The organism is Mesorhizobium sp. M1142 (assembly GCF_040318565.1).
Classification (GTDB): domain Bacteria; phylum Pseudomonadota; class Alphaproteobacteria; order Rhizobiales; family Rhizobiaceae; genus Mesorhizobium.
The window spans coordinates 15775-36181 of sequence record NZ_JAMYMK010000025.1; the positions used below are offsets into that span (position 1 = coordinate 15775).

A 20407-nucleotide genomic window follows, 5' to 3' on the forward strand; every position below is an offset into this window, starting at 1 on the left:
GAAGTGACGGGCAAGCAGCCAGATCTAGGACATGATGAGGACTTGGAATCGCATCGACCCCATCCGTCAGACCGAGTTGCAAATGCCGTCGCTGTTGAGATCGAGCGGGTGCTGGCGCGGCGAGATCAAATCATCGATGACGATGCGATTGGTTCGGCGGGCAGGATCGCCGGAGCCATCGCCGCTGCAATCGCCCTACTTCAACCGAGCGAACTTCGGGCCATCGACACCATGCAGGAAAGGCTGCCTGACAGGGTATTGCAGTTCGTGAGGATACTGGCAGCGGAAGCCGGCGGCCAAGCCACCGAGGCGTCTGCCTCATCGGGGTTTGAAGACCGGAGCATACACGTCTCAAGCCGGCCTGCCGGACGAGACGACGTCGATTCGATGCGGGTCGAAGACTGGGCAGGTCGCGTCGCCGGACCGACATTCCTGGAAGACAATTTCGGTATATCCCGGTCGACCCTGCATCGTTGGCAGCGGAGCAGTAGGGTCGTCGCCTTGCGCACCGGCGGCCGCAAACATGTGTTTCCGCTGGCGCAGTTCGTCGACGGCAGGCCGGCATCCGGCATCCGGGAAGTGTTGTCTGCAATGCCGAATCCGCGGCGCGCATGGCACTGGCTGATCCGCCCCGCTGCCGTGCTCGGCGGCCGTATTCCAATTGAGTTGCTTAAACAGGATTTGGTGGCGGATGTTGCCGTTGCTGCTCAGCACGAAGCACGTATGAAGCTGGCTTAATTTCCTTCTACCCTTCGAATTTTCTAGATGGGTAGATAAACGTTGGGCTGCAATTGGACGGCTAACGTACAAGTACTCTTCTAACTTACGTGACAATGTGCCATTTGTGTCATTTCAGCTTGGTGGATTAAACGAACGTGATATTTGCGCAACACGAATTTATTCTGTTGCAAAAACCATAATTATTTTCGGAATAGTCATTGAGGATCAAGCGCGGTTGGGTATGTTCGCCGCCGAAAAGGGGGAGCGGTGCGAGCCTTTTTCGATGTGGGGTGAGGCGGGGAATGCTGCTGTTCAGCCACAAAATTCGAAACCATTTTTAACTTTGACTGGAGAGGTCAGAAAATGAACATCAAGAGCCTGCTTCTCGGCTCCGCTGCGGCGCTGATCGCAGTATCCGGCGCGCGCGCCGCTGACGCCGTCGTCGTTGCCGAGCCGGAACCCGCCGAATACGTCAAGATCTGCGACGTTTACGGCGCTGGCTACTTCTACATCCCCGGCACCGAAACCTGCCTGCGCATCGGCGGCTATGTCCGTTACGATATCGGCGTGGGTGATGTCGGCTCGTTCGACGGTGCGGTCACCGGCGACCATGATGATGGCAGCGCGAATGACACCTACCGCAAGAACGCCCGCTTCACGCTTAAGACCTGGACCGGCCAGGAAACCGAGCTCGGCACCTTGAAGACCTACACCGAGACCCGCTTCAACTTCGGTAATGAAAACGACTACATCTTCGCCAACGAAGCCCATAACAGGAGCCTGTCGCTAAAATTCGCCTGGATCCAACTCGGTGGTCTGCGCGTCGGTAAGGACGAATCGGCCTTCGACACGTTCATCGGCTATGCCGGTAGCGTCATCCAGGATACGCTGGTTCCGTATGGTGCCTTCGACACGAATGTCGTCCAGTACTATTTCGACGCCGGCACTGGCTTCTCGGCCGTGGTCTCGCTCGAAGAAGGCTCTGGCGTCGTTGGTACGATCGACAGCTACGTTCCGCATGTCGTCGGGGGCGTGAAATACACGCAGGGTTGGGGCGCCATCACCGGCGTCGTCGCTTATGACAGCAACTATGAAGAAGTGGCCGGCAAGGTTCGCCTGGACGTCAAGCCCATGGACAACCTGTCTCTGTTCATCATGGGCGGCTACGGCACCGACGACAACCTCACGGATGACGCAGGCAACGCGATCGACGCCCACGGTCGTGGCTTCTACAAGCAGTGGAGCGGCAACTGGGCGGTCTGGGGGGGTGGCACCTACACTATCAACGAGAAGATCTCGTTCAACACCCAGCTCTCCTATGACGAAGGCAAGAACTTCGGCCTTGCAGCGAACATCGCCTATGAAATCGTCAAGGGTCTCAAGATCACAGCCGAAGTCGACTACTTGCATCTTGGTGAAGATTCCGTCACGAATTTCACCAAAGCCGACAAGGAAAACAGCGTCGGCGGCATTCTCCGCTTCCAGCGCTCGTTCTAATCGAAGCCAGTATCTCCGAACGGCCCGTAGCGATACGCTACGGGCCGTTTTGGTTTGCGGCGGATAGTCGCTCATCTTGATTTCGCCATCCAACCGGTGACAAGCTCTCGTCATGGAATGGCGCGACGAGGGAATCATTCTGGGCACCCGCAAGCATGGCGAAACCAGCGCCATCCTCGAGGTGATGACGCGCGTGCATGGCCGCCATCTCGGCCTCGTGCGCGGCGGCCGTTCGCGCAAACAGCAGCCGGTCTTGCAGCCCGGCAATCGCGTCGACCTGCTGTGGCGGGCGCGGCTCGACGAGCATCTCGGCACCTTCCAGGTCGAGGCGATCGAGATGAACGCCGCCCGGCTGATGGACAGCGCCGTTGCCGTCTACGGCCTGCAGACGATGGCCGCACATTTGCGTCTTCTGCCCGAGCGTGACGCCCATGGCGGCCTTTTCGAGACGCTTGCGGTGATGATCGCTCATCTCGACGATGCCGATGCCGCAGGCGAGCTGGTGGCCCGCTTCGAGCTGCTGGTCCTCGACGAACTCGGTTTCGGCCTCGATCTCAGCCAGTGTGCGGCGACCGGCACCAGGCAGGATCTTGCCTATGTCTCGCCGAAATCCGGCCGCGCCGTGTCGCGCGCGGCGGGCGCGCCGTGGCGCGACAAGATGCTGGCGCTGCCGGCCTTCCTGCAGCGCGGCTCCGGGCTGCGCGCCGATCCGGCGGCGATCGAGGACGCCTTCCGGCTGACCGGCTTCTTTTTGACCCGCCATGTCTACGAACCGCGCGGCATCGAGCCTCCCGGCGCCCGCGCCGGGTTTCTCGCCGCCTTGCGCAGGCATCACTCACCCGGCCATGAATCCGGCAAGGCGAGCGCCGCAGAAACCGCCGGGGAGACCACCAGATGAGCGACGTTGAACCTTATCCCGGCAACGTTTCGCCGCTCGGCCTTGGCACAAAGGGCGGCACGCTGGCGGTTTCGGAAGCGGCGCTGAAGGATGTCAACGGCAAGCTGCTGGCTTTCGGCACTGAAACATGCTCGATCTGTCCGGCGGCCAATCTGGTGGCACGTTGAATGGACCGGCCGTTTGGCCGCCGCATTTGAATGTCACTGAACATTGAATGTCAGTGACAACTGGCCTGGTTTGGGGGAACCGCCATGTTTGAAAGCCTGATTGGCCTCGTCGCCATCATCGCGCTGTTCGTCATCATTTCACGCCAGCAGGGCCGTATCGGCCTGATCGAGCGCGAGCTTGGCGCCTTGCGCAGCCTTGTGCTTTCGGGCATGCCTGCGCTGCCGCTGCAAGCCAAAGAACCGGCAGCAAACGACAGCAAACCGGCGGATGCCGCAATACCGCTTGCGGCCGCAGCCGACCTGGCATCGCCAGGGACCGCAGCGGTCGCATCAGCCACAGAGGCCGAGGCCGATACCGCGGCGCCATCCGCGCCGGAGTCGGCGCTACCGGCGGCCGCGGCGAAGCCAGCTCGCCAGTCCGACGTCGAAACGGCTCTCGGTACTCGCTGGGCGGTCTGGGTCGGCGGCATCGCGCTGGCGCTGGGCGGCCTGTTCCTGATCCGCTACACCATCGAGGCCGGCATTTTCGGGCCGCGCGTGCGGCTCGCCATGACGGCGGCACTCGGGCTGGTGCTGGTCGCCGGCGGCGAGTTCATCCGGCGCACCGGCTTCAGGGTGCCGGTGCAAGGTGCCGCCGGTGCCTATATCCCGGCAATCCTGACGGCCGCCGGCGCTTTCATCCTGTTCGGTACCGTCTACGCCGCGTACAGCATTTACGGCTTCATCGGCCCGACGCTCGCTTTCACGCTGCTCGGCGCCATCGGGGTGGCGACGATCGCGGCAAGCCTGGTCCACGGTCAGGCGCTGGCCGGCGTCGGCCTGCTCGGTGCCATGGTGACGCCGCTGCTGGTCGCCTCGCAGGCGCCCAATCCGTGGGCGCTGTTCGGCTATCTGGCGATCGTGCTCGTCGCCACCGGCGTCATCGCCCGTATCCGCGACTGGAGCCTTTTGATGGCCGCTGCCTTCGTCGCCACCGGCATCTGGACCGTCTTCTACATGACCGAAGCGCCGGGGACGAACCTTTCCGTCATCCTTTTTATCGACGGGGTGACACTGGCCGTGCTCGCCTTCGTCTGGCTTGGCCGCCGCGACGAAACGGTCGCCGGCAGCGGCTTCGATTGGCCGTCGATCGCGCCGGGCTTCTTCGTCGGGCTTTCGGCGCTGGCCCTGTTTGTCGATCCGGCCTTCGCCGCCATCCGCGGTGCATTGCCGGGTGCCGCCCTTGTCGCAGCCCTGGTGGGGGTGGCGCTCTATCGGCCGCGGGCGCTGGCACTGCTGCACGCCGCCGGGCTGGCGACGGTACTGGTCTATCTCGGCATCATTCCGCCGACCACGATCGCTTCCGATTTTTCGGGCGGCGCTCTTGGCGTCGACGGCATGCCGGTTGTGGCGTCCGATGCCTTGATGCTCAGGGTCGGCATCGTTCTCGGCCTGGTCTTCATCGGCCTCGGCTTTTGGGCAGCGCGCCGTTTTGCGGCCCATGGCTGGCTGCGCGCCGCCACATGGGCGGCCTGGAGCGCTGTCGCGCCACTGGTCATCCTGCTGGCGCTCTGGTCTACCTTCGGCAATCTCGACCGTGACCTTGCTTATGCGGCGGTCGCAGCCGTTTTGGTCGGCGTCTTCGTCGCCGGCGGCGAATGGATAGCACGCGGCGAAGCGCCGCCGCTGACCGGCGGCGCTGCCGTCTCCTTCGCGCTCGGCGGCGCGGCGATTGCCGGCCTGCTGATGCTGCACATGGCCTTTGGTTCCGGCTGGACAACCATCCTGCTCGGAGCAGCCGCCGCCGTGCCGGCGCTGGCGACGCGCTGGCGTAGCTATCCGGTGCTTGGCTGGATTTCCGTTGGTGCGGTGATTGCAGTGCTTGGCCGCGCTGCCTTCGACCCGACCATCGTCGGTGCCGAGTTCCTGTCGAAGACGCCGGTGTTCAACTGGCTGCTGCTTGGATATGGCGTGCCGGCGCTCGCTTTCGGTTTTGCCGCCTGGCAGCTTGCCCGAACTACCAATGGCCGACCGCGCCTTGCCATGGAGGCCGGCGCCGCGCTGTTTTGCCTGCTCACCGTCGCCATGCTGGTGCGCCATGCCATGCATGGCGGCGTCATCGATACGGCTGCTGCAACGCTTGCCGAACAGGCGATCTACACGCTGATCGCCATCGGTGCCGGTGCCATCCTGGTCGCTATCGACATGCGCTCGCCAAGTCAGGTGCTGCGTTACGGCTCGATTGCAGCGGGCGTGGTCTCGGTCGCCTTCATCGTCCTCCAGCATTTTCTGGCGTTGAACCCGTTGCTGACCGATGAATCGACCGGCAGCATTCCGGTGTTCAACCTTCTGTTCCTCGCCTACCTCTTGCCGGCGGTCGCGGCAGGCGCACTGGCACTCTATTCCCGTGACAAGCGGCCGCAATGGTATGCGGCGATGCTGGCGGTGGTGGCGGCGGTGCTCGCTTTTGCCTATGCCACGCTGTCGGTCAGGCGCCTGTTCAAGGGTGAGTTCATCGGACTGTGGAGCGGTCTCGGCCAGCTTGAGACCTATACTTATTCGGCTCTGTGGCTGGTCATCGGCGTGGTGCTGCTCACCGCCGGTGTCTGGCTGAAGTCCCAGGTGCTGCGCATAGCGTCGGCGGCGCTGATCTCGATCGCCGTGCTCAAAGTCTTCGTCTTCGACATGTCGGAACTGGAAGGGGTGTTACGGGCGCTGTCCTTCATCGGCCTCGGCGCGGTGCTCATCGGCATCGGCCTGTTTTATCAGCGGCTGCTGACAAGGGCGGCGAGAGAGGTAAATTAGGTCGTCCACTGCAAGAAGCTCCAGCCTGGAGGACAGCGCGTTGCTCATAAACGACATAGCTACGATCGGCATCATCACGGCAGGCCCTGGGGGACCAATCGAAGGCTTCAAGGAGGGGCTGAGAGAATTGGGATTTGCCGAAGGCCGGAGCATTCGGTTTGAGCAGCGATCGGCCAATGGTGATTTGGGCAGGCTTCCCACCCTGGCGACGGAACTGGTTAGGCTGAACGTCGACCTTATCGCCGTGATCGGGGCGGTAACCGCGCGTGCGGTCCAAAAGGCGACAACGGAGCTCCCCGTCGTTTATTCTGTCGTCGTCGATCCGGTCAGTGATGGCCTCGCCGCAAGCCTGGAGAAGCCCGGCGGCAACATGACAGGAGTAACCAGCTTCGATCCAAACCAGGCGCGGACGCATGTCGAGTTGTTGCGAGCCGTCTTACCAGCGCTCTCCCGCATCGCGATCTTGAGCGATCAGGGGGTGTCCGATTGCCTGTCAGCCTCCAATGCTGGGGCAATACAAGAATTTGGGCTGAACCCGCAGGTTCTCCGCATTATAGGGCCTCAGCCCGATCTTGACGGCGCTTTTGCAGCGATGGATCGCGAACTGGTCGAAGCGCTCATCGTCCTCGAGGAGCCGAACATTGCAGCACTCCGCGCAAGAATCGCGGAGCTTGCCCTTGCGCGTCGCTTGCCAACCATCTTCGCGCGGGAGCAGATCGATGCGGGAGGTCTGTTCTGCTACGGCACCAGCTTGCGAAGCGCAACATATCACATGGCGCTGTGCGCGAAGAAGATTCTTGATGGCAAGAGCCCCCGCGACATACCAATTCAGACTTTGTCCCAGCACGAATTGGTGGTGAACTTGCAGACCGCGAGAAAGCTCGGTCTAACGGTGCCTTCAAATATAGTAAATAGAGCGGTGCGTGTGATTGAATAGTACTGCGGCCGCTGACCCGCAGCAAGGGAGACATAGGATCAAATGGCACTCTATATACGAGGCCCCGAAGTGGATGCTTCAGCGACTATGTTGCAGCGCCAGACGGACGCTCCAAGCAAAACGGAGGCGGTGCGGACCGCGCTTTGCACGAACTCGAACGCAGTCGCACCAATGTGTCGCTTCGCGACCGGATTGCCAGGCTGCAAGCCGAGGCGGTGAGGATGGGCCTGCCCAATCCTGACTTCGATATGAAGAAATTCACAGACGAGACGCGGGAAGACTGACGTTTGTCGACGCGCCGCTATTCGTCACCACGCATTTCTTTCAACTTTCGGATGCAACCCGGGAATAAACCTGCCACCGGCAGCGTTATTCAGTTGCTTGGGTGACCGGGGCGGCGGACCGCTTCGCGCTGGCCGCTTGCGCCGCGCTGCAAAGGCGCGTTCAATCACCACGGACAGGGGCTCCAGAACCAGCGGTCATGGACGAAAAGAAGGCAGCAATCCTGGGTGAAATACCGCGTCTGCGCCGCTATGCACGCTCGCTGTTGCGCGACCGCGATTCCGCCGACGATCTCGTCCAGGATTGTCTCGAGCGGGCGCTTGTGCGGCTCGACAATTGGCAGACAGGAGAAAGCCCCAGGAGGTGGCTGTTTACGATCATGCACCATTTGTTCATCGACCAGATGCGCAAGGTGAACCGGCGCGGCGAGGCGGCGATGCTGCCGCTCGAGACAAGCGAGGCGCAGGCAGCACCCGCCGAGCAGGTCGAGAGCATCGCCTCGCGCGAGATCGTCGACGCGCTGCAGGCGATCAGCCCTGACCGGCGCGCGGCACTTGTGATGGTCGCCATCGAAGGGTTTTCCTATGCCGAAGCCGCCAACATCCTTGGAGTGCCCGCCGGCACTTTGATGTCGCGCATCGCGCGCGGGCGTGACGAACTGCGAGCGCTGCTGGATGATACCGCGCGCCGCCGCTCGATAAGGATCGTTGAGAAATGAGCCGGCGCGATTTCTCCGAACGCGACATCCACATGGCTCTCGATGGCGAGTTGCCGGGCGACGAGCGGACGGCCTATGAGGCATGGCTCGAGGCCAATGCCGAGATGAAGGCCAAGAGCGCACGCTACGCCGCCGACCGGGAAGCGTTGCGCGCAGCCTTTAATGGCGTGCTGGACGAACCCGTGCCGGTGCGGTTGAGCAAGGTGGTGCTTGGCGAGGCGCCGGTGGTCAGAGTATCGCCGTCGCGCTCGCGTTGGTGGCTTGCGGCCGCCGCTGCCGCCATCCTGGCGATTGGCGGTGCTGGCGGCTACCTTGCCGGCATCGGCCGCCTCGGACTGGAAAATACCGCCGAGGACCAGCTTGCCGAAGAGGCGATCGCCGCCCACGTCATCTATGCCGCCGAAACGCGGCATGCGGTGGAAGTGCCGGCAAGCGACAAGGATCATTTGCAGAGCTGGTTGTCGAACCAGGTGGGTCTGAAGCTCGTCGCGCCGGATCTGGCGGCGCAAGGATTCCAACTGGTCGGTGGCCGGCTGCTGCCCGCCGGCCAGGGCAAGGCCGCGATGCTGCTTTACGAGGACGTCAAGGGCGAGCGCATATCGCTCTTCGTCACCGCCGAATCGGCAGCCAAGGCCAAGGGCACCTATGGGGAGGACGATGGTCCTGAGGCCGTCTATTGGCTGGACAAGGGTTATGGCTGCGCCGTCGTCGGCTCGCTGCCGCGCGAGCAACTGGCCGCAGTGGCCAAGAGCGCCTATGGCCAGCTTTTGGCGGGCTTGCAAAGCTGAGCAGGCTCTCGCTCTTCCGAAGCCGCGCCGATGCCTAAACACGGAGGTCGTTCAAAGCCTTTGCGCGACCTGCCTGCAGTCAAAACTGTCACAATTCGGCCCTAATCGAGGTGCGATAGCGCTTGCTTAATGCTGGCACTTCGGCTGGTGTGACCGATGTTTAGACTAGGGCCGTTTCCACAACCCAATCGAGGTTTTCTGAGCCCGCATGCCTGCCGAGATTCGCAAGGCCCGCGCGTCCGACGTCGATGACCTCGCCGCCATCGAAAAAGCCGTTTTCTCGAGCGATCGCATTTCTCGCCGCTCCTTTCGCCAACTGATCGAACGCGACACCGCCGAGCTGCTGGTTGGCGAAAGCGATGGCCGCGTCGCCGGCTATGCAGTCGTGCTGTTTCGCAAGGGCAGCGGCGTCGCGAGGCTTTATTCGATCGCCGTTGGTCCATTTTTCGGCGGCCGTGGCGTTGGCCGGCTGCTGCTGGAAGAGGCCGAGGCCGCCGCTTTCGAGCACGGCCGCATGATGCTTCGTTTGGAAGTCCGCGAGGACAACCCGCGCGCGATCCAGATCTACGAGCAGAGCGGCTACCGCAAGATCGGCCGCGAGCCGGACTATTACGAGGATGGCGCCACGGCGCTGCGCTATGAAAAGACCTTGCGCGGCGACATTCCGGTGGCCACCGAAGTGCCGTTTTATCAGCAAACTTGCGAATTCACTTGCGGACCATGCTGCCTGATGATGGCGATGGCTTACTTCGGCCCCGGATTCGTGCCGGATCCGGTGATGGAAATCAGGCTGTGGCGTGAGGCGACGACCGTTTTCATGATGTCGGGGCCGGGCGGCTGCGAACCGTTCGGGCTTGCCGTCGCCGGCTATGAGAGCGGGCTTGCTGCTGAGATCTATGTCTCCTTCTACGGCGCGCTGTTCCTGCAGTCGGTGCGCAGCGAGGACAAGCGCCGCGTCATGGAGCTGGCGCAGGTCGACTTTCGCCGCCGCGCGGAACTTTACAGCATCCCGGTGAATTACCGTTCATTCGGGCTTGACGACATTCGCACCGCGATCGCAGAGGGAAAACTGGTGCTGGTCCTGATCAGCGGCTTCCTGATGTTCGGCAAGAAGGTTCCGCACTGGGTATTGGCCATCGGTGACGACGGCGATCATATCCTGATCCACGACCCCTGGGTCGAGGACGAGCGGCAGGAGACGATCCTCGATGCTGCCAACATTCCCGTGCCTTACGGCATCTTCATGAACATGGCGCAATTCGGCCGCGACGGATTGCGCGCCGCTATCACTCTCGGAAAGCGCGATAGCCAATGACCTGGGTCATCCTTACCGGCCGGCAGAACGATCTCGACCAAGTGGCGACGCCGCACAAGATCATCACCAATCGCGACTACCTTGCCCATCCGGCACTGTTTCGCGGTCAGCGGCCGAAGGTCATCAACCTGTCGAACAATTACGGCTACCAGAGCCGCGGCTATTACGCGTCGCTGCTTGCTGGTTCGCGCGGCCATAAGGTCATCCCGACGGTCGAAACGATGATCGACCTGTCGGAGCGCAAGCTCTATGAGCACGCGTTGCCGGAACTCGAACTCGCACTCAACAAGTGCCGCAAGGATCTGGGTGGCGCTTTTCCCCAGAAGGTCTGCATCTTCTTCGGCATCGGACCATCCAGGATCTGGGACCGCTTCGCAAAACTTCTGTTCGACTGGTTCCGTGCCCCGGCGCTCGAGGTCCACATCAGGGACAGCGCCGAATGGGCCTCGATCCGCAAGATCGGGTTCCATCCCCTGGCCAGGATGACCGAGGACGAGGAAACGCACTTTCTCCAGTGCCTGGAGACCTACACCAACCGCGAGTGGCGCGACACCAAGGGCCGCACGCCGGCGCGCTACACTTTCGCCACTCTGGTCGATCCGCATGAGGAACTGCCACCGTCGGAGATTTCGTCGCTGCGCCACTGGGCCAAGATCGCTGAAAAGATGGGCGTCGAAATCGAGCCGATCACCAAGCGGGATCTGGCCAAGCTCGCCAACTACGACGCGCTGTTCATCCGCGAGACCACCTCGATCTCCAACCACACCTACCGCTTTGCCCGCCGCGCCCAGCAGGAAGGCATGCCGGTCATCGACGATCCGCTGTCGATGATCCGCTGCACCAACAAGGTCTATCTCAACGAGCTGATGACCTACAACAAGGTACCGGTGCCGCCAACGGTGATGATAGCCGGCACCTCGGACCTGGAACTTGCGGCGCAGACGCTGGGCTTCCCGCTGGTGCTGAAGATCCCGGACTCCTCGTTTTCGCGCGGCGTCAAGAAATGCGGCACCTTCGACGAGCTGAAGACGCTCGCAACCGAATGGCTGGAGGATTCCGACCTCCTGATCGCGCAAAAATTCATTCCGACGGAATATGACTGGCGCGTCGGCGTCCTCGGCGGCCAGCCCTTGTTTGCTGTCCATTATCTGATGGCCAAGAAACATTGGCAGATCGTCAATCACAAGGCCAACGGCAAGCCCGACCAGGGCGGCATCAAGACCTTCACCCTGAAGGAAGCGCCGGCCCATGTCGTCGAGACGGCGGTGAGTGCGGCGCGTTGCATCGGCGACGGCCTCTACGGCGTCGACCTCAAGGAAACTAGGGACGGCGTCTTCGTCATCGAGGTCAACGACAACCCCAACCTCGACCACGGCTGGGAAGACTCTGGCGAAAAGGACGAGGTCTGGGTGCGGCTGACGCAGTGGTTCCTGGAGCGGCTGGACAGGCCGGGGCGATGATATACGATTGTGGGGGAAAAGATGCTGTTCTTCGTGATCGAGGATTTTCGCGGCTGCGACCGCAAGGAGATCTACCGCCGTTTCCGCGACCAGGGCCGCCTGAAGCCGGACGCGCTTCTCGTGCACCACAGCTGGATCGCAGCGGATATGAGCCGCTGCTTCCTGCTGGTGGAGGCCGATGACATCACGCTCCTGCAGCGGTGGGTCATCGAATGGGCGGATCTGGTCGAATTCGAGATTGTTCCTGTGGCGACGAACAAGGATATGGTTGAGGCATTGAACGGGCACCTCTGACCCGGCAAGGAACCTCCTGGTTCGCCACACCTGAATTCCGCCTTCTCTATCAAGGAATTAACACGCGAATCGAGCGTCATCTCAAGCAGATCTAAGCCGGTTGCCCGCGCTTCCGCGAGACTGTCGCACTTAGCCGGACTGCCGGATCGTCGCGCTCGACTTCAGCAGCCGATTGATGTCCGACGCCTTTGACGGCACGCCGATCAAATAGCCTTGGGCCTCGACACAACCCTCTTTTTGCAGGAATTCAAGCTGCGCTTCGGTCTCGACACCTTCGGCGGTGACGGTGATGCCCAGCTGTGCGCCAAGCCCGATGATGGTGCGCACGATCGCCGCGGTATCGCGACTGTCGATGTCACGGGTGAACGAGCGATCGATCTTGATCTTGTCGACGGGAAAGCGCCTGAGGTAGCCCAGCGAGGAATAGCCGGTGCCGAAATCGTCCAGCGCGATGCGGACGCCCAGATCGCGTAGCTGCCTGAGTGTCTTGAGCACCAGATCGCTCTCGTCCATCAGCACCGTTTCGGTGATTTCCAGTTCAAGTCGGTTGGCCGGCACGCCCGAGAACGCCAGTGCCGAAATGACGCTGCGGGCAAAGGTACCGCTTTTGATCTGCACGGCGGAGACATTGACTGCGATGCGCCAAGCCGCCCAGCCGGCCGCGGTCGTGCAGGCTTTTCGCAGCGCCCATTCTCCGAGCGGCACGATCAGCCCGGTCTCCTCGGCGGCCGGAATGAAGTCGTCCGGCCGCACCAGGCCGCGCACCGGCGATCGCCAGCGCATCAAGGCTTCGGCACCGACGATTTCGCCGGAGGCGATGTTCATGATCGGCTGGAAATCCAGCTCGAATTCGCGGCGCGACAGCGCTGCCCTGAGATCGATTTCGAGCGCCCGGCGGGCCCGCACCCTCGCGTCCATGGCCGGTTCGAAGAAGCGGTAGAGGTTGCGCCCTTCGCTCTTTGCCCGATAGAGCGCCATATCGGCATTTTTCAGCAAAGTCTCGGCGTCCTTGCCGTCATTCGGAAACAGCGCGATGCCGAGACTGATGCCGACACGCATGTCGTGTCTCTTGTCGCGAAACGGCTTTCCGATGATCTCGACTATGCGTTTGGCCAGCTTTTCCGCGTCGCCCGGGCTTTTGAGATTGAACAGGATGATGACGAATTCGTCGCCGCCGAAGCGGGAGACAACGTCCGTTTCATTGCGCAGGCACCGTTGCAGCCGTTCGGCCACGCATTTCAGCAGCCAGTCGCCGGCGGGGTGACCCCAAGTATCATTGACTGCCTTGAAGTGATCGAGGTCGAGCGAGAATATCGCCAGCGATCCGTCTCTCGTCTCGCTCAGGGCTTGGTCGAGCCGTTCGCGAAGCATCGAGCGATTGGGCAGGTTGGTCAGTGTGTCGTGGTGCGCAAGATGGGTCATGCGCTCTTCCACACGCCTGCGCTCGGTGACATCGTCGAACGTCGCGACCCAGCCGCCGCCGCTCATCGGCCGGCGCGCAACCAGCAGCGTCCTGCCGTCGGCGAGATGACGATGCGTTACGTGTGTTTTCCCCGCCCGCAGGCAGGCTTCGATTTGCGAGATTTCGCTGTCGGGGTCGAGCTTTGTATAAATGCCCAGTTCCAGCAGCCGCTTGAACGCATCACGGTGGCTCATGCCAAGCGGGAAGTCGGCGGGCCTGACATGATAAAGTTCCAGGAAACGTTCGTTGCGCACGATCAGCTTGCCGTCCGCATCGTACATCAAAAGGCCTTGCGACATGTTGGCAAGTGCTGCGTCGAAACGGCGGTGCTGCTCTTTCAACTCCTGCTCGGCGCGCCGTTGCTCGGTGATGTCCTCGTAGATCGAGACCCAGCCACCTGACGCCAGCGGCCGGTGCGAAATGTTGACGATGCGCCCGTCTGCAAGCGTTTCCTCATAGGTGGAAGGTTTTGCCTGGTCGATATAGGGCTTGCGGATGGCATAGAGTTGCTCGGCGCTTTGCGAGGCGATGCCGATATCCACGCTGTGCTGGAGGATGTCGAAAAACCGGATGCCGGGCCGCACCACTTCGGCGTCGAGGCGAAAGATGCTGATGTAGTTCCTGTTGCAGATGATCATCCGCTCATCGGCATCGAACATGCACAGGCCATGCGACATGTTCTCGATCGCTGCCGAAAAACGCTCGTTCTGTTCGCGTAGCTCGTCTTCGATCCGTCGCGGCAGACCAACGCCTTTGGCCCTCCGTCGGCGGACGGATGAACCAGCCTTGATACCGGCAACGGGCATGAGGCAAGCCTATGGACCATGGTTAACCACGGCACTGTTGTCCCTGCCGGTTAATTTACCGTTTTCAGCCGGCTGGAACGGCAGTCTGGCGTCGCGACTTTTCGATCGCCGCAAACCGTTTGAGAAAGGCATTCTGCGCCCAGGTCACCGAGCGCGGCGTGACATCGAAGTGCTCGGCGTTGAAACCGCGCGGCCTGCCGAAGAACTCGGTCGCCTCTGCCGTCGAAAAACCCGCAAGCAGCGTTGCTTCGAAATAAGCGGCGATCTGATCCGCTCGCTTAATTTCCTTGCGCAGCCCCGCGTCGAGTTCGGCCGGCAGTGAAAAGCGCAGATGGATGGCGCGCTGCAGCCTGGTCTCGCAATCCCTGTAGCTGCCGCCCATCACGGATTTGAACGGCGAGATCATATCGCCAATGACGTATTCCGGCGCGTCATGCAGCAGCGCCGCCAACCGCGCGTCAGCGTCGGCATCCGGCATCAGTTCGCCGACAAGCGTTTCGACCAGCAGCGAATGCTGGGCGACCGAAAAGGCGTGATCGCCTCTGGTCTGGCCATTCCAGCGTGCGACGCGGGCAAGGCCATGGGCAATATCGGAGATCTCGATGTCGAGCGGCGAGGGATCGAGCAGGTCGAGCCGGCGGCCGGACAGCATACGTTGCCAGGCACGCGGCGGCGCCCCGGCGCGGTCGGCCGCCATCAGGCGTCCTCCGCGCCGACGGCTTCCTGCGGAAAGCTGAATTTCGCCCAGGACGGGATGGCGAGCGACACAGCGACGTCGTCAGCCAGGATCGGCAGGCCGGCGTCGAGCGCTGCCTTGACCCGGTCGATGCGGGCAATGGCAAGGCCTGTCGTGCCGGCGGTAGAGCCAAGCGTGCCGACTGGTCGCCCCGCCACGGCCAACTCTGCGCGCGAAGTGGGCAGGGGGCGTTCGGCCGAGACGATCAACACTCGGCGCCTGGCAGTGCCGCGATGCTGCATGCGCGAGACGACCTCCTGGCCGACGTAGCAGCCTTTCTTGAAGCCGACGCCACCGATCTCGTCGAGCAGCACATCATGCGGAAACGCGTCGCCGAGCTGATAGTCGCTGCCGCTTTCGGCAATGCCATTGGCGATGCGAAAGGCTTGCCATGCGGCAAGGTCGCCGCTGTCTGCGGCGCCACCATAGAAGCGCGTGACGATAGCATCGACAAACCGCGCATCGGCAACCGGTGCGGATTCAAATTGCGAGGCAGTTGAATCGCTTTCCCATACGACGGTCACAACCGACTGATCTGCCTTGGCAATTTCGACTTTGGCGCGCAACTTGTAGAGCGTCAGCCGTCGCATGAAGTCATCGGTGGTCTCAGCACGGCATTCGAGCAGGAAAATATTTTCGCCAGCGCGCGAGATCAGGAAGTCGAAAAGGATCTTGCCTTGCGGCGTCAGTAAGGCGCCGGGCTTTGCTTCGCCGCGGCCTAGCGCGTCTAGGTCGGTGGTCAGGATGTTCTGCAAAAAGTGTTCGGCATCCGGTCCGGACACGGAAACGAGTGCGCGATCTCTGAGCGAGGCAAAGGGCATGGTGGGAAAACGAGCCTGATCTTGCAAAACTATCGGTCATTACGTAAGCCGCTGGCACTTCCCCCGCAAGAGACCGGATCCGCATGGCCCCCCTCTACGATCTCATCCTGACAGGCGGCACCGTGGTCAATCACGACGGCGAGGGTTTTCGCGACGTCGGTATCAATGGTGGGCGCATCGCTGCCATCGGCGACCTCCGCCAGGCATCGGCGGGCGAGACGATCGACTGCCACGGGCTGCATATCCTGCCGGGCGTCGTCGACAGTCAGGTGCATTTCCGCGAGCCGGGACTGGAGCACAAGGAAGATTTGGAGACGGGCTCCCGGGCAGCGGTGCTTGGCGGCGTCACCGCCGTCTTCGAGATGCCGAACACCAATCCGCTGACCACCAGCGAGGCAACCCTTGTCGACAAGGTGCGGCGTGCCACCGGCCGCATGCATTGCGACTTTGCCTTCTGGGTCGGCGGGACCCGCGACAATGCAAAAGACGTTGGCAATCTCGAGCGGCTGCCGGGTGCGGCCGGCATAAAAGTGTTCATGGGCTCGTCCACCGGCGACCTGCTGGTCGAGGACGACGAAGGCGTTGCCTCGATCCTGAGGAACACACGCCGCCGCGCCGCCTTTCATTCCGAGGACGAGTTCCGGCTGCGCGAGCGGCTTGGCGAGCGCATCGCGGGCGATCCGTCCTCACATCCGGTGTGGCGCGACGAGATCGCTGCATTGCGCTGCACAGAGCGCCTTGTGCGCATCGCGCGCCAGGTTCGCGCCCGGATCCACGTGCTGCACATCTCGACCGCCGAGGAGATAGGCTTCCTCGAACAGCACAAGGATGTCGCGACCTGCGAGGCGACGCCGCATCATTTGACGCTGAGCGCCGATGACTATGCGCAGCTCGGTACGTTGATCCAGATGAACCCGCCGGTGCGCGCCACGCGTCATCGCGAGGGGATCTGGCAGGGCATTGCGCAAGGCGTTGTCGATGTCCTCGGCTCAGACCATGCGCCGCACACGCTGGCCGAGAAGGCAAAAGCTTATCCGGCGTCGCCGTCCGGCATGACCGGGGTGCAGACTTTGGTGCCGATCATGCTGGACCATGTCAACGCCGGCCGGCTGACGCTGCAGCGCTTTGTCGACCTGACCAGCCACGGCCCGCAGCGTATTTTCGGCATCGCCAGGAAAGGCCGTATTGCCGCCGGCTACGATGCCGATCTGACCATCGTCGATCTGAAGCGCCGAGAGACCATCGCCAACGCCCAGCAAGGCTCCAAGGCCGGCTGGACGCCTTATGACGGCAGGCAGGTGACCGGCTGGCCGGTCGGCACCATCGTTCGGGGCCGGCGCGTGATGTGGGAAGGCGAGATCGTCGCGCCGAGCCAGGGCAGGGCGGTGGAGTTTTGCGAGGCGTTGGCGGGCTAAGCTCCCTGCCTCATAAGGGCCAGGCTAAACCACTCAATCCCCAGCAACGAAGAACGTCCATTGTCCGGTCGGCGTGATGCCGACTCGGTAGAAGATGTACGCACCGAACTGCTTCATATCGTCATAGTCGCTGGCGGTGACGATCTTGAACAGCTCGACCCGCTGCCTGGCATCGAGCTTGTCCAGCGGCAGGGCGAAGAAATAGGGCCAGACATAGAGATCCTGCGGCGTGCCGGCATCGACATGGACAAAACCGGCACTGAGCACCTCTTCCAGGATGGCGAGGATCTCCTGGCCTTCCGTATCGCCCGAAAGGCCCTTCAGGAAGGCGATCGGGTCGCCCTCGATGTCACCCAGCGACAATTGGGTCATCATGTCTCCCGTGCCGATCAGCGGCCGAAGCTTTTCGATGTCGCCGCTTTTGCACGCCTCGACGATCAGATCGTGCATGCGCCTGACCGGTTCCGGCAACTTGGCCAGGTCGTAGACGACTTCGGGCACAGGCGCGTCCGGATCGACATGCGGATTGGCCATCCCGCCATCGTCCGTTGGCCCTTTCGGTTCGGTTTGCTCTGGCTCCTCGGATGGAGTCGGCTGGCGGGCTGGAGGTGGTACCGTGCCGAGCGGGCCGGGCATCGGCACGGTACTTCCAGACGGCGACATGTCGCCGTCCGGCGGCGGCGTGACCGGCGAGGGCAGGTCTTCGCGTTTGATCTCGCTGAGGGCGTGAGCGGGACTGCTCGCAAGAAACAGTGCAAGGGGAATTGTGGCGCAGGAAGCAGTAAGCCAAATGCCGAGGACCAGGCCGCGTGGCTTGCCTGATATCGAAAAATTCACCGCCTGCTACTCCCTGGTTCCAGCCCATCCATGTGCCCGGACATGACGTCCGGCGGCGCGCCGTCGTCAAAGAACCGAGATCAGTGCCGCAGTCTTTCGGGCTCGAAGGCCCCGGCAATCACCTTTTCACGCATGCGATCGAGCAGGGCAAGCGCCGAGGTCTCGCCATTGGCGCGCAGCATTTCGCCGAATGCCGTTTCGAGGGCTGCCTCGGCGATGATTTCCGGCTCGATCCCCGCCGACAATCCTTCTGCCCAGGCTTCGCTGTGGCTTTCCACGGCAGTCAGGCGCTTTTCTTCCCTGACCAGCGCGTCGATGTCGTTGACGCCATGTTCCATTGCGATGTCCACCCTTTCAAGCGGTGATCCGTTGGACAGGGATCAAGCTTGAGTTGTCCCTTTTACACGCAGGCGCAAGTAAGTATCTGTAAATGCGACATTTTTTTGGTCGCTGTCTACAAATTCCGTCGCGTCTAGCAAACCTGCATCCGATCCGTTTCAAACTTAGCCGATTAGGTCGGCCAAGGGGACGGAAACCTTCAGTTTGAGTTAATTTCACATCTGCGCGCTAACGTTTCGTTAACATAGTTGCAAAAGTGCAACATTAGGTTTGCACCAAGACCTCAGTCGAGGCAAGCGGGGAAGTGTCGAACGCGTCCGCCGCGACGGCGCCGACCCTTGATGCAGCTTTTCCGGAAAGCGGCTGCCGTCGTCAGTTTCCGTAGCGCGAAGCGATGTCGCGAGACAGCGTCTCGCCTTCCTTCATGTAGCGGCTGATGGCTTCCGTCGCCGAGGCGGTGCATTGCGTATAAGTGCCGCCGAACGACCGGTAGCCGCGGTTGAAGCTGGCGATGAAGCGGGCGCGCCGCTCCGGGTTCGGATTTTCCGATGCGATCAGTTTTTCCATCTCGGCTCGCCACCGATCGCCCTTCTCGCCACACAGATTACGCAGGAAATGCAGCGAGCCGAGCACTTCCGCCAGCCGCATCAGCCCGGGCTCGAACGGTGCTTCGGCGGCAATCGCCGGGCGCGCACCGACAACCACACTGACGGCGAGGCATGCGGCGAGAAACGAAGACGTGCGGCTCATGAGGCTTTGTGCTGGAACAATTTGTCGCCTGCAAGGCGATTCTCTGGCTCACGTCTCGCCGTCTTTTTTGGGACCGAGTAGATCGTCGGCAATTTCAAACACTGCATCGGCGAGCGGCATCGCCATCATTTCGGCCAGCGTATAGAAAGCCGCGGTTTCGGCGTCGTCGCTGGCAACCGCCTCGCCGCCGGCATAATCGGCCCCAAACACCGTCAGCCAGTAGTCGACCGGATGTCCGTCCCCGCTGCCGTCAATGTGGATTTCCCGCAGCGGCCGGTAGCTGCACGCCTGCAATCCGGTCTCTTCCAGCAATTCGCGCCGTGCTGCCTGTTCCAGCGTCTCGCCGGCTTCGACCTTGCCGCCGGGAAAGGCATAGAGGCCTTGCGAGGGCGGCCTGGCCCGCTTGACCAGCAGCACCGTGTTCTCGCGCACGACGCAGGCCGAGACTGCCGGAATGATCTTGCGTGCTTCCATGGCTCCGGATCGCTCGATTGGCACAGCCCGTTGTGGACCGACCGTCGGCGAACAGCTTTAGCGGTTGCGAAAGGCAGGTTCCATGGCCACTTTCATACGCCACCAATCGAAAGCTGAATTCATGTGCGGACGCTTTGCTTTGACAGCCACTCCGGACCAGACCGCTGCCTTTCTCGGCCTGGCGGAACCTGAGGAGTTTCCGGCCCGCTACAATATCGCGCCGACGCAGCCGGTGCTGATGGCGCTCGCCGGATTGACGCAGGCGCCGGGCTCGAACCTGCCCGACCGCCGCTCGATTCTGGTGCGCTGGGGCCTGATTCCTGCTTGGGTGAAGGATACGCGTAATTTCCCGCTGCTGTTCAACGCGCGTTCCGAGGGGGCTTCGGAAAAGGCGTCGTTTCGCGCTGCCATGCGCCATCGCCGCGCCCTGGTGCCGGCTTCGGGATTCTACGAATGGCACCAAACCGGTGGCAGAAGAGGGCAGCCCTATTGGGTGCGGCCAAGACAGGGCGGGCTTGTCGCCTTCGCCGGGCTGATTGAGACCTATGCCGAGCCGGGCGGCTCGGAAGTGGACACCGGCGCCATTCTGACCGCCCACGCCAATGCCGATACTGCCCATATCCACGACCGCATGCCGGTAGTGATCCATCCCGAGGATTTCGCACGCTGGCTGGATTGCCGCACGCTCGAGCCGCGCGACGTGGCCGATCTGCTGAGACCCGCCCAGCCCGATTTCTTCGAAGCGATCCCGGTTTCCGACCTCGTCAATAAGGTCGCCGATACCGGGTCGGAGATTCAGGAGAAGGGCGTCATCGAGCCTGAGCCCGAGAAGGTCAAGCGCCAGAAGTCCGGCGCGAACGACAATCAGATGAGTTTATTTTAGCAAAAGCTACTGTTACTGGCTCGC

Annotated in this window: 21 protein-coding genes; 14 read left to right on the top strand and 7 right to left on the bottom strand. The window is 62.2% G+C overall.

Going from position 1 to position 20407, the window contains the following annotated elements; genetic code table 11:
• Nucleotides 1-3: 3 nt before the first annotated feature.
• The 12 genes from NKH42_RS27790 to NKH42_RS27845 all read left to right on the top strand — a co-directional run bounded on the left by NKH42_RS27790 (nt 4) and on the right by NKH42_RS27845 (nt 11860).
• Nucleotides 4-738: an antitoxin Xre/MbcA/ParS-like domain-containing protein gene (locus tag NKH42_RS27790; RefSeq protein WP_352974668.1), complete on the top strand. Its 735-nt coding sequence runs from the start codon at nt 4-6 to the stop codon at nt 736-738.
• Nucleotides 739-1083: 345 nt separating this feature from the next.
• Entirely contained in the window at nt 1084-2217 is a 1134-nt protein-coding gene (locus tag NKH42_RS27795; protein WP_352508503.1) for a porin, read from the top strand.
• Between the two features lie 112 nt (nt 2218-2329).
• A complete protein-coding gene (recO, locus tag NKH42_RS27800) occupies nt 2330-3115 on the top strand; it encodes a DNA repair protein RecO (protein WP_352508505.1) in 786 nt (261 codons plus the stop codon).
• Nucleotides 3112-3282, top strand: a complete 171-nt coding sequence (locus tag NKH42_RS27805; protein WP_352508507.1) for a hypothetical protein — start codon at nt 3112-3114, stop codon at nt 3280-3282. The genes recO and NKH42_RS27805 overlap by 4 nt, the downstream gene beginning before the upstream one ends.
• Nucleotides 3283-3366: 84 nt before the next feature.
• A complete protein-coding gene (locus NKH42_RS27810; protein WP_352508509.1) occupies nt 3367-6066 on the top strand; it encodes a DUF2339 domain-containing protein in 2700 nt (899 codons plus the stop codon).
• A 40-nt stretch (nt 6067-6106) separates the two neighbouring features.
• On the top strand, nt 6107-7003 hold the full coding sequence (locus tag NKH42_RS27815; protein WP_352508510.1) for an ABC transporter substrate-binding protein: 897 nt from the start codon (nt 6107-6109) through the stop codon (nt 7001-7003).
• A 143-nt stretch (nt 7004-7146) separates the two neighbouring features.
• A complete protein-coding gene (locus NKH42_RS31325; RefSeq protein ID WP_502896235.1) occupies nt 7147-7287 on the top strand; it encodes a hypothetical protein in 141 nt (46 codons plus the stop codon).
• Between the two features lie 197 nt (nt 7288-7484).
• Nucleotides 7485-8003 (top strand): sigma-70 family RNA polymerase sigma factor, encoded by a 519-nt coding sequence (locus NKH42_RS27825; protein ID WP_254820200.1) that lies wholly within the window; start codon nt 7485-7487, stop codon nt 8001-8003.
• Nucleotides 8000-8791 (top strand): anti-sigma factor family protein, encoded by a 792-nt coding sequence (locus NKH42_RS27830; RefSeq protein WP_352508511.1) that lies wholly within the window; start codon nt 8000-8002, stop codon nt 8789-8791. The genes NKH42_RS27825 and NKH42_RS27830 overlap by 4 nt, the downstream gene beginning before the upstream one ends.
• A gap of 208 nt (nt 8792-8999) precedes the next feature.
• Nucleotides 9000-10106: a peptidase C39 family protein gene (locus NKH42_RS27835; protein WP_254820202.1), complete on the top strand. Its 1107-nt coding sequence runs from the start codon at nt 9000-9002 to the stop codon at nt 10104-10106.
• Nucleotides 10103-11566 carry a RimK family ATP-grasp domain-containing protein gene (locus NKH42_RS27840; RefSeq protein WP_352508512.1) on the top strand — a complete coding sequence of 488 codons (1464 nt, stop codon included), beginning with the start codon at nt 10103-10105 and terminating at the stop codon, nt 11564-11566. The genes NKH42_RS27835 and NKH42_RS27840 overlap by 4 nt, the downstream gene beginning before the upstream one ends.
• A 21-nt stretch (nt 11567-11587) precedes the next feature.
• Nucleotides 11588-11860: a DUF3303 domain-containing protein gene (locus NKH42_RS27845; protein WP_352508513.1), complete on the top strand. Its 273-nt coding sequence runs from the start codon at nt 11588-11590 to the stop codon at nt 11858-11860.
• Between the two features lie 129 nt (nt 11861-11989).
• Here NKH42_RS27845 and NKH42_RS27850 read toward each other — a convergent pair whose 3' ends face one another.
• The 3 genes from NKH42_RS27850 to ygfZ form a co-directional block, all read right to left on the bottom strand.
• Entirely contained in the window at nt 11990-14128 is a 2139-nt protein-coding gene (locus NKH42_RS27850; RefSeq protein WP_352689567.1) for a putative bifunctional diguanylate cyclase/phosphodiesterase, read from the bottom strand.
• A gap of 64 nt (nt 14129-14192) precedes the next feature.
• Entirely contained in the window at nt 14193-14825 is a 633-nt protein-coding gene (locus NKH42_RS27855; protein WP_352508515.1) for a YfbR-like 5'-deoxynucleotidase, read from the bottom strand.
• Complete coding sequence (gene ygfZ / locus NKH42_RS27860; RefSeq protein WP_352508516.1) at nt 14825-15685, bottom strand: CAF17-like 4Fe-4S cluster assembly/insertion protein YgfZ; 861 nt, start codon at nt 15683-15685, stop codon at nt 14825-14827. Before ygfZ ends, NKH42_RS27855 begins: the two co-directional genes overlap by 1 nt.
• A gap of 83 nt (nt 15686-15768) precedes the next feature.
• On the opposite strand from ygfZ, the gene NKH42_RS27865 reads away from it, so the two are divergent.
• The gene (locus NKH42_RS27865) at nt 15769-17100 is read left to right on the top strand and encodes a dihydroorotase (RefSeq protein ID WP_352508517.1); all 1332 of its coding nucleotides are present in this window, start codon (nt 15769-15771) and stop codon (nt 17098-17100) included.
• Between the two features lie 33 nt (nt 17101-17133).
• Here the strand turns inward: NKH42_RS27865 and NKH42_RS27870 are convergent, their stop codons facing one another.
• From NKH42_RS27870 to NKH42_RS27885, 4 genes are all read right to left on the bottom strand, one after another.
• Nucleotides 17134-17937, bottom strand: coding sequence for a hypothetical protein (locus NKH42_RS27870; RefSeq protein ID WP_352508518.1), 804 nt, complete (start codon nt 17935-17937; stop codon nt 17134-17136).
• Nucleotides 17938-18017: 80 nt separating this feature from the next.
• Nucleotides 18018-18275 carry a hypothetical protein gene (locus NKH42_RS27875; RefSeq protein WP_008874920.1) on the bottom strand — a complete coding sequence of 86 codons (258 nt, stop codon included), beginning with the start codon at nt 18273-18275 and terminating at the stop codon, nt 18018-18020.
• 373 nt (nt 18276-18648) lie between these two features.
• Nucleotides 18649-19026: a TIGR02301 family protein gene (locus NKH42_RS27880; RefSeq protein ID WP_023677748.1), complete on the bottom strand. Its 378-nt coding sequence runs from the start codon at nt 19024-19026 to the stop codon at nt 18649-18651.
• 48 nt (nt 19027-19074) lie between these two features.
• Nucleotides 19075-19500, bottom strand: coding sequence for an NUDIX hydrolase (locus NKH42_RS27885; RefSeq protein WP_352508519.1), 426 nt, complete (start codon nt 19498-19500; stop codon nt 19075-19077).
• A gap of 121 nt (nt 19501-19621) precedes the next feature.
• Between NKH42_RS27885 and NKH42_RS27890 the strand changes: the two genes are divergently transcribed.
• On the top strand, nt 19622-20383 hold the full coding sequence (locus NKH42_RS27890; RefSeq protein ID WP_352508540.1) for an SOS response-associated peptidase: 762 nt from the start codon (nt 19622-19624) through the stop codon (nt 20381-20383).
• Nucleotides 20384-20407 lie beyond the last annotated feature (24 nt).

Coding starts and splice junctions, on each gene's coding strand:
- NKH42_RS27885 (WP_352508519.1), bottom strand. CDS start 19,500: ATGGAAGCACGCAAGATCATTCCGGCAGTCTCGGCCTGCGTCGTGCGC.
- NKH42_RS27805 (WP_352508507.1), top strand. CDS start 3,112: ATGAGCGACGTTGAACCTTATCCCGGCAACGTTTCGCCGCTCGGCCTT.
- NKH42_RS27830 (WP_352508511.1), top strand. CDS start 8,000: ATGAGCCGGCGCGATTTCTCCGAACGCGACATCCACATGGCTCTCGAT.
- NKH42_RS27850 (WP_352689567.1), bottom strand. CDS start 14,128: ATGCCCGTTGCCGGTATCAAGGCTGGTTCATCCGTCCGCCGACGGAGG.
- NKH42_RS27825 (WP_254820200.1), top strand. CDS start 7,485: ATGGACGAAAAGAAGGCAGCAATCCTGGGTGAAATACCGCGTCTGCGC.
- recO (WP_352508505.1), top strand. CDS start 2,330: ATGGAATGGCGCGACGAGGGAATCATTCTGGGCACCCGCAAGCATGGC.
- NKH42_RS27845 (WP_352508513.1), top strand. CDS start 11,588: ATGCTGTTCTTCGTGATCGAGGATTTTCGCGGCTGCGACCGCAAGGAG.
- NKH42_RS27795 (WP_352508503.1), top strand. CDS start 1,084: ATGAACATCAAGAGCCTGCTTCTCGGCTCCGCTGCGGCGCTGATCGCA.
- NKH42_RS27855 (WP_352508515.1), bottom strand. CDS start 14,825: ATGGCGGCCGACCGCGCCGGGGCGCCGCCGCGTGCCTGGCAACGTATG.
- NKH42_RS27840 (WP_352508512.1), top strand. CDS start 10,103: ATGACCTGGGTCATCCTTACCGGCCGGCAGAACGATCTCGACCAAGTG.
- NKH42_RS27880 (WP_023677748.1), bottom strand. CDS start 19,026: ATGAGCCGCACGTCTTCGTTTCTCGCCGCATGCCTCGCCGTCAGTGTG.
- ygfZ (WP_352508516.1), bottom strand. CDS start 15,685: ATGCCCTTTGCCTCGCTCAGAGATCGCGCACTCGTTTCCGTGTCCGGA.
- NKH42_RS27890 (WP_352508540.1), top strand. CDS start 19,622: ATGTGCGGACGCTTTGCTTTGACAGCCACTCCGGACCAGACCGCTGCC.
- NKH42_RS27865 (WP_352508517.1), top strand. CDS start 15,769: ATGGCCCCCCTCTACGATCTCATCCTGACAGGCGGCACCGTGGTCAAT.
- NKH42_RS27810 (WP_352508509.1), top strand. CDS start 3,367: ATGTTTGAAAGCCTGATTGGCCTCGTCGCCATCATCGCGCTGTTCGTC.
- NKH42_RS27835 (WP_254820202.1), top strand. CDS start 9,000: ATGCCTGCCGAGATTCGCAAGGCCCGCGCGTCCGACGTCGATGACCTC.
- NKH42_RS27875 (WP_008874920.1), bottom strand. CDS start 18,275: ATGGAACATGGCGTCAACGACATCGACGCGCTGGTCAGGGAAGAAAAG.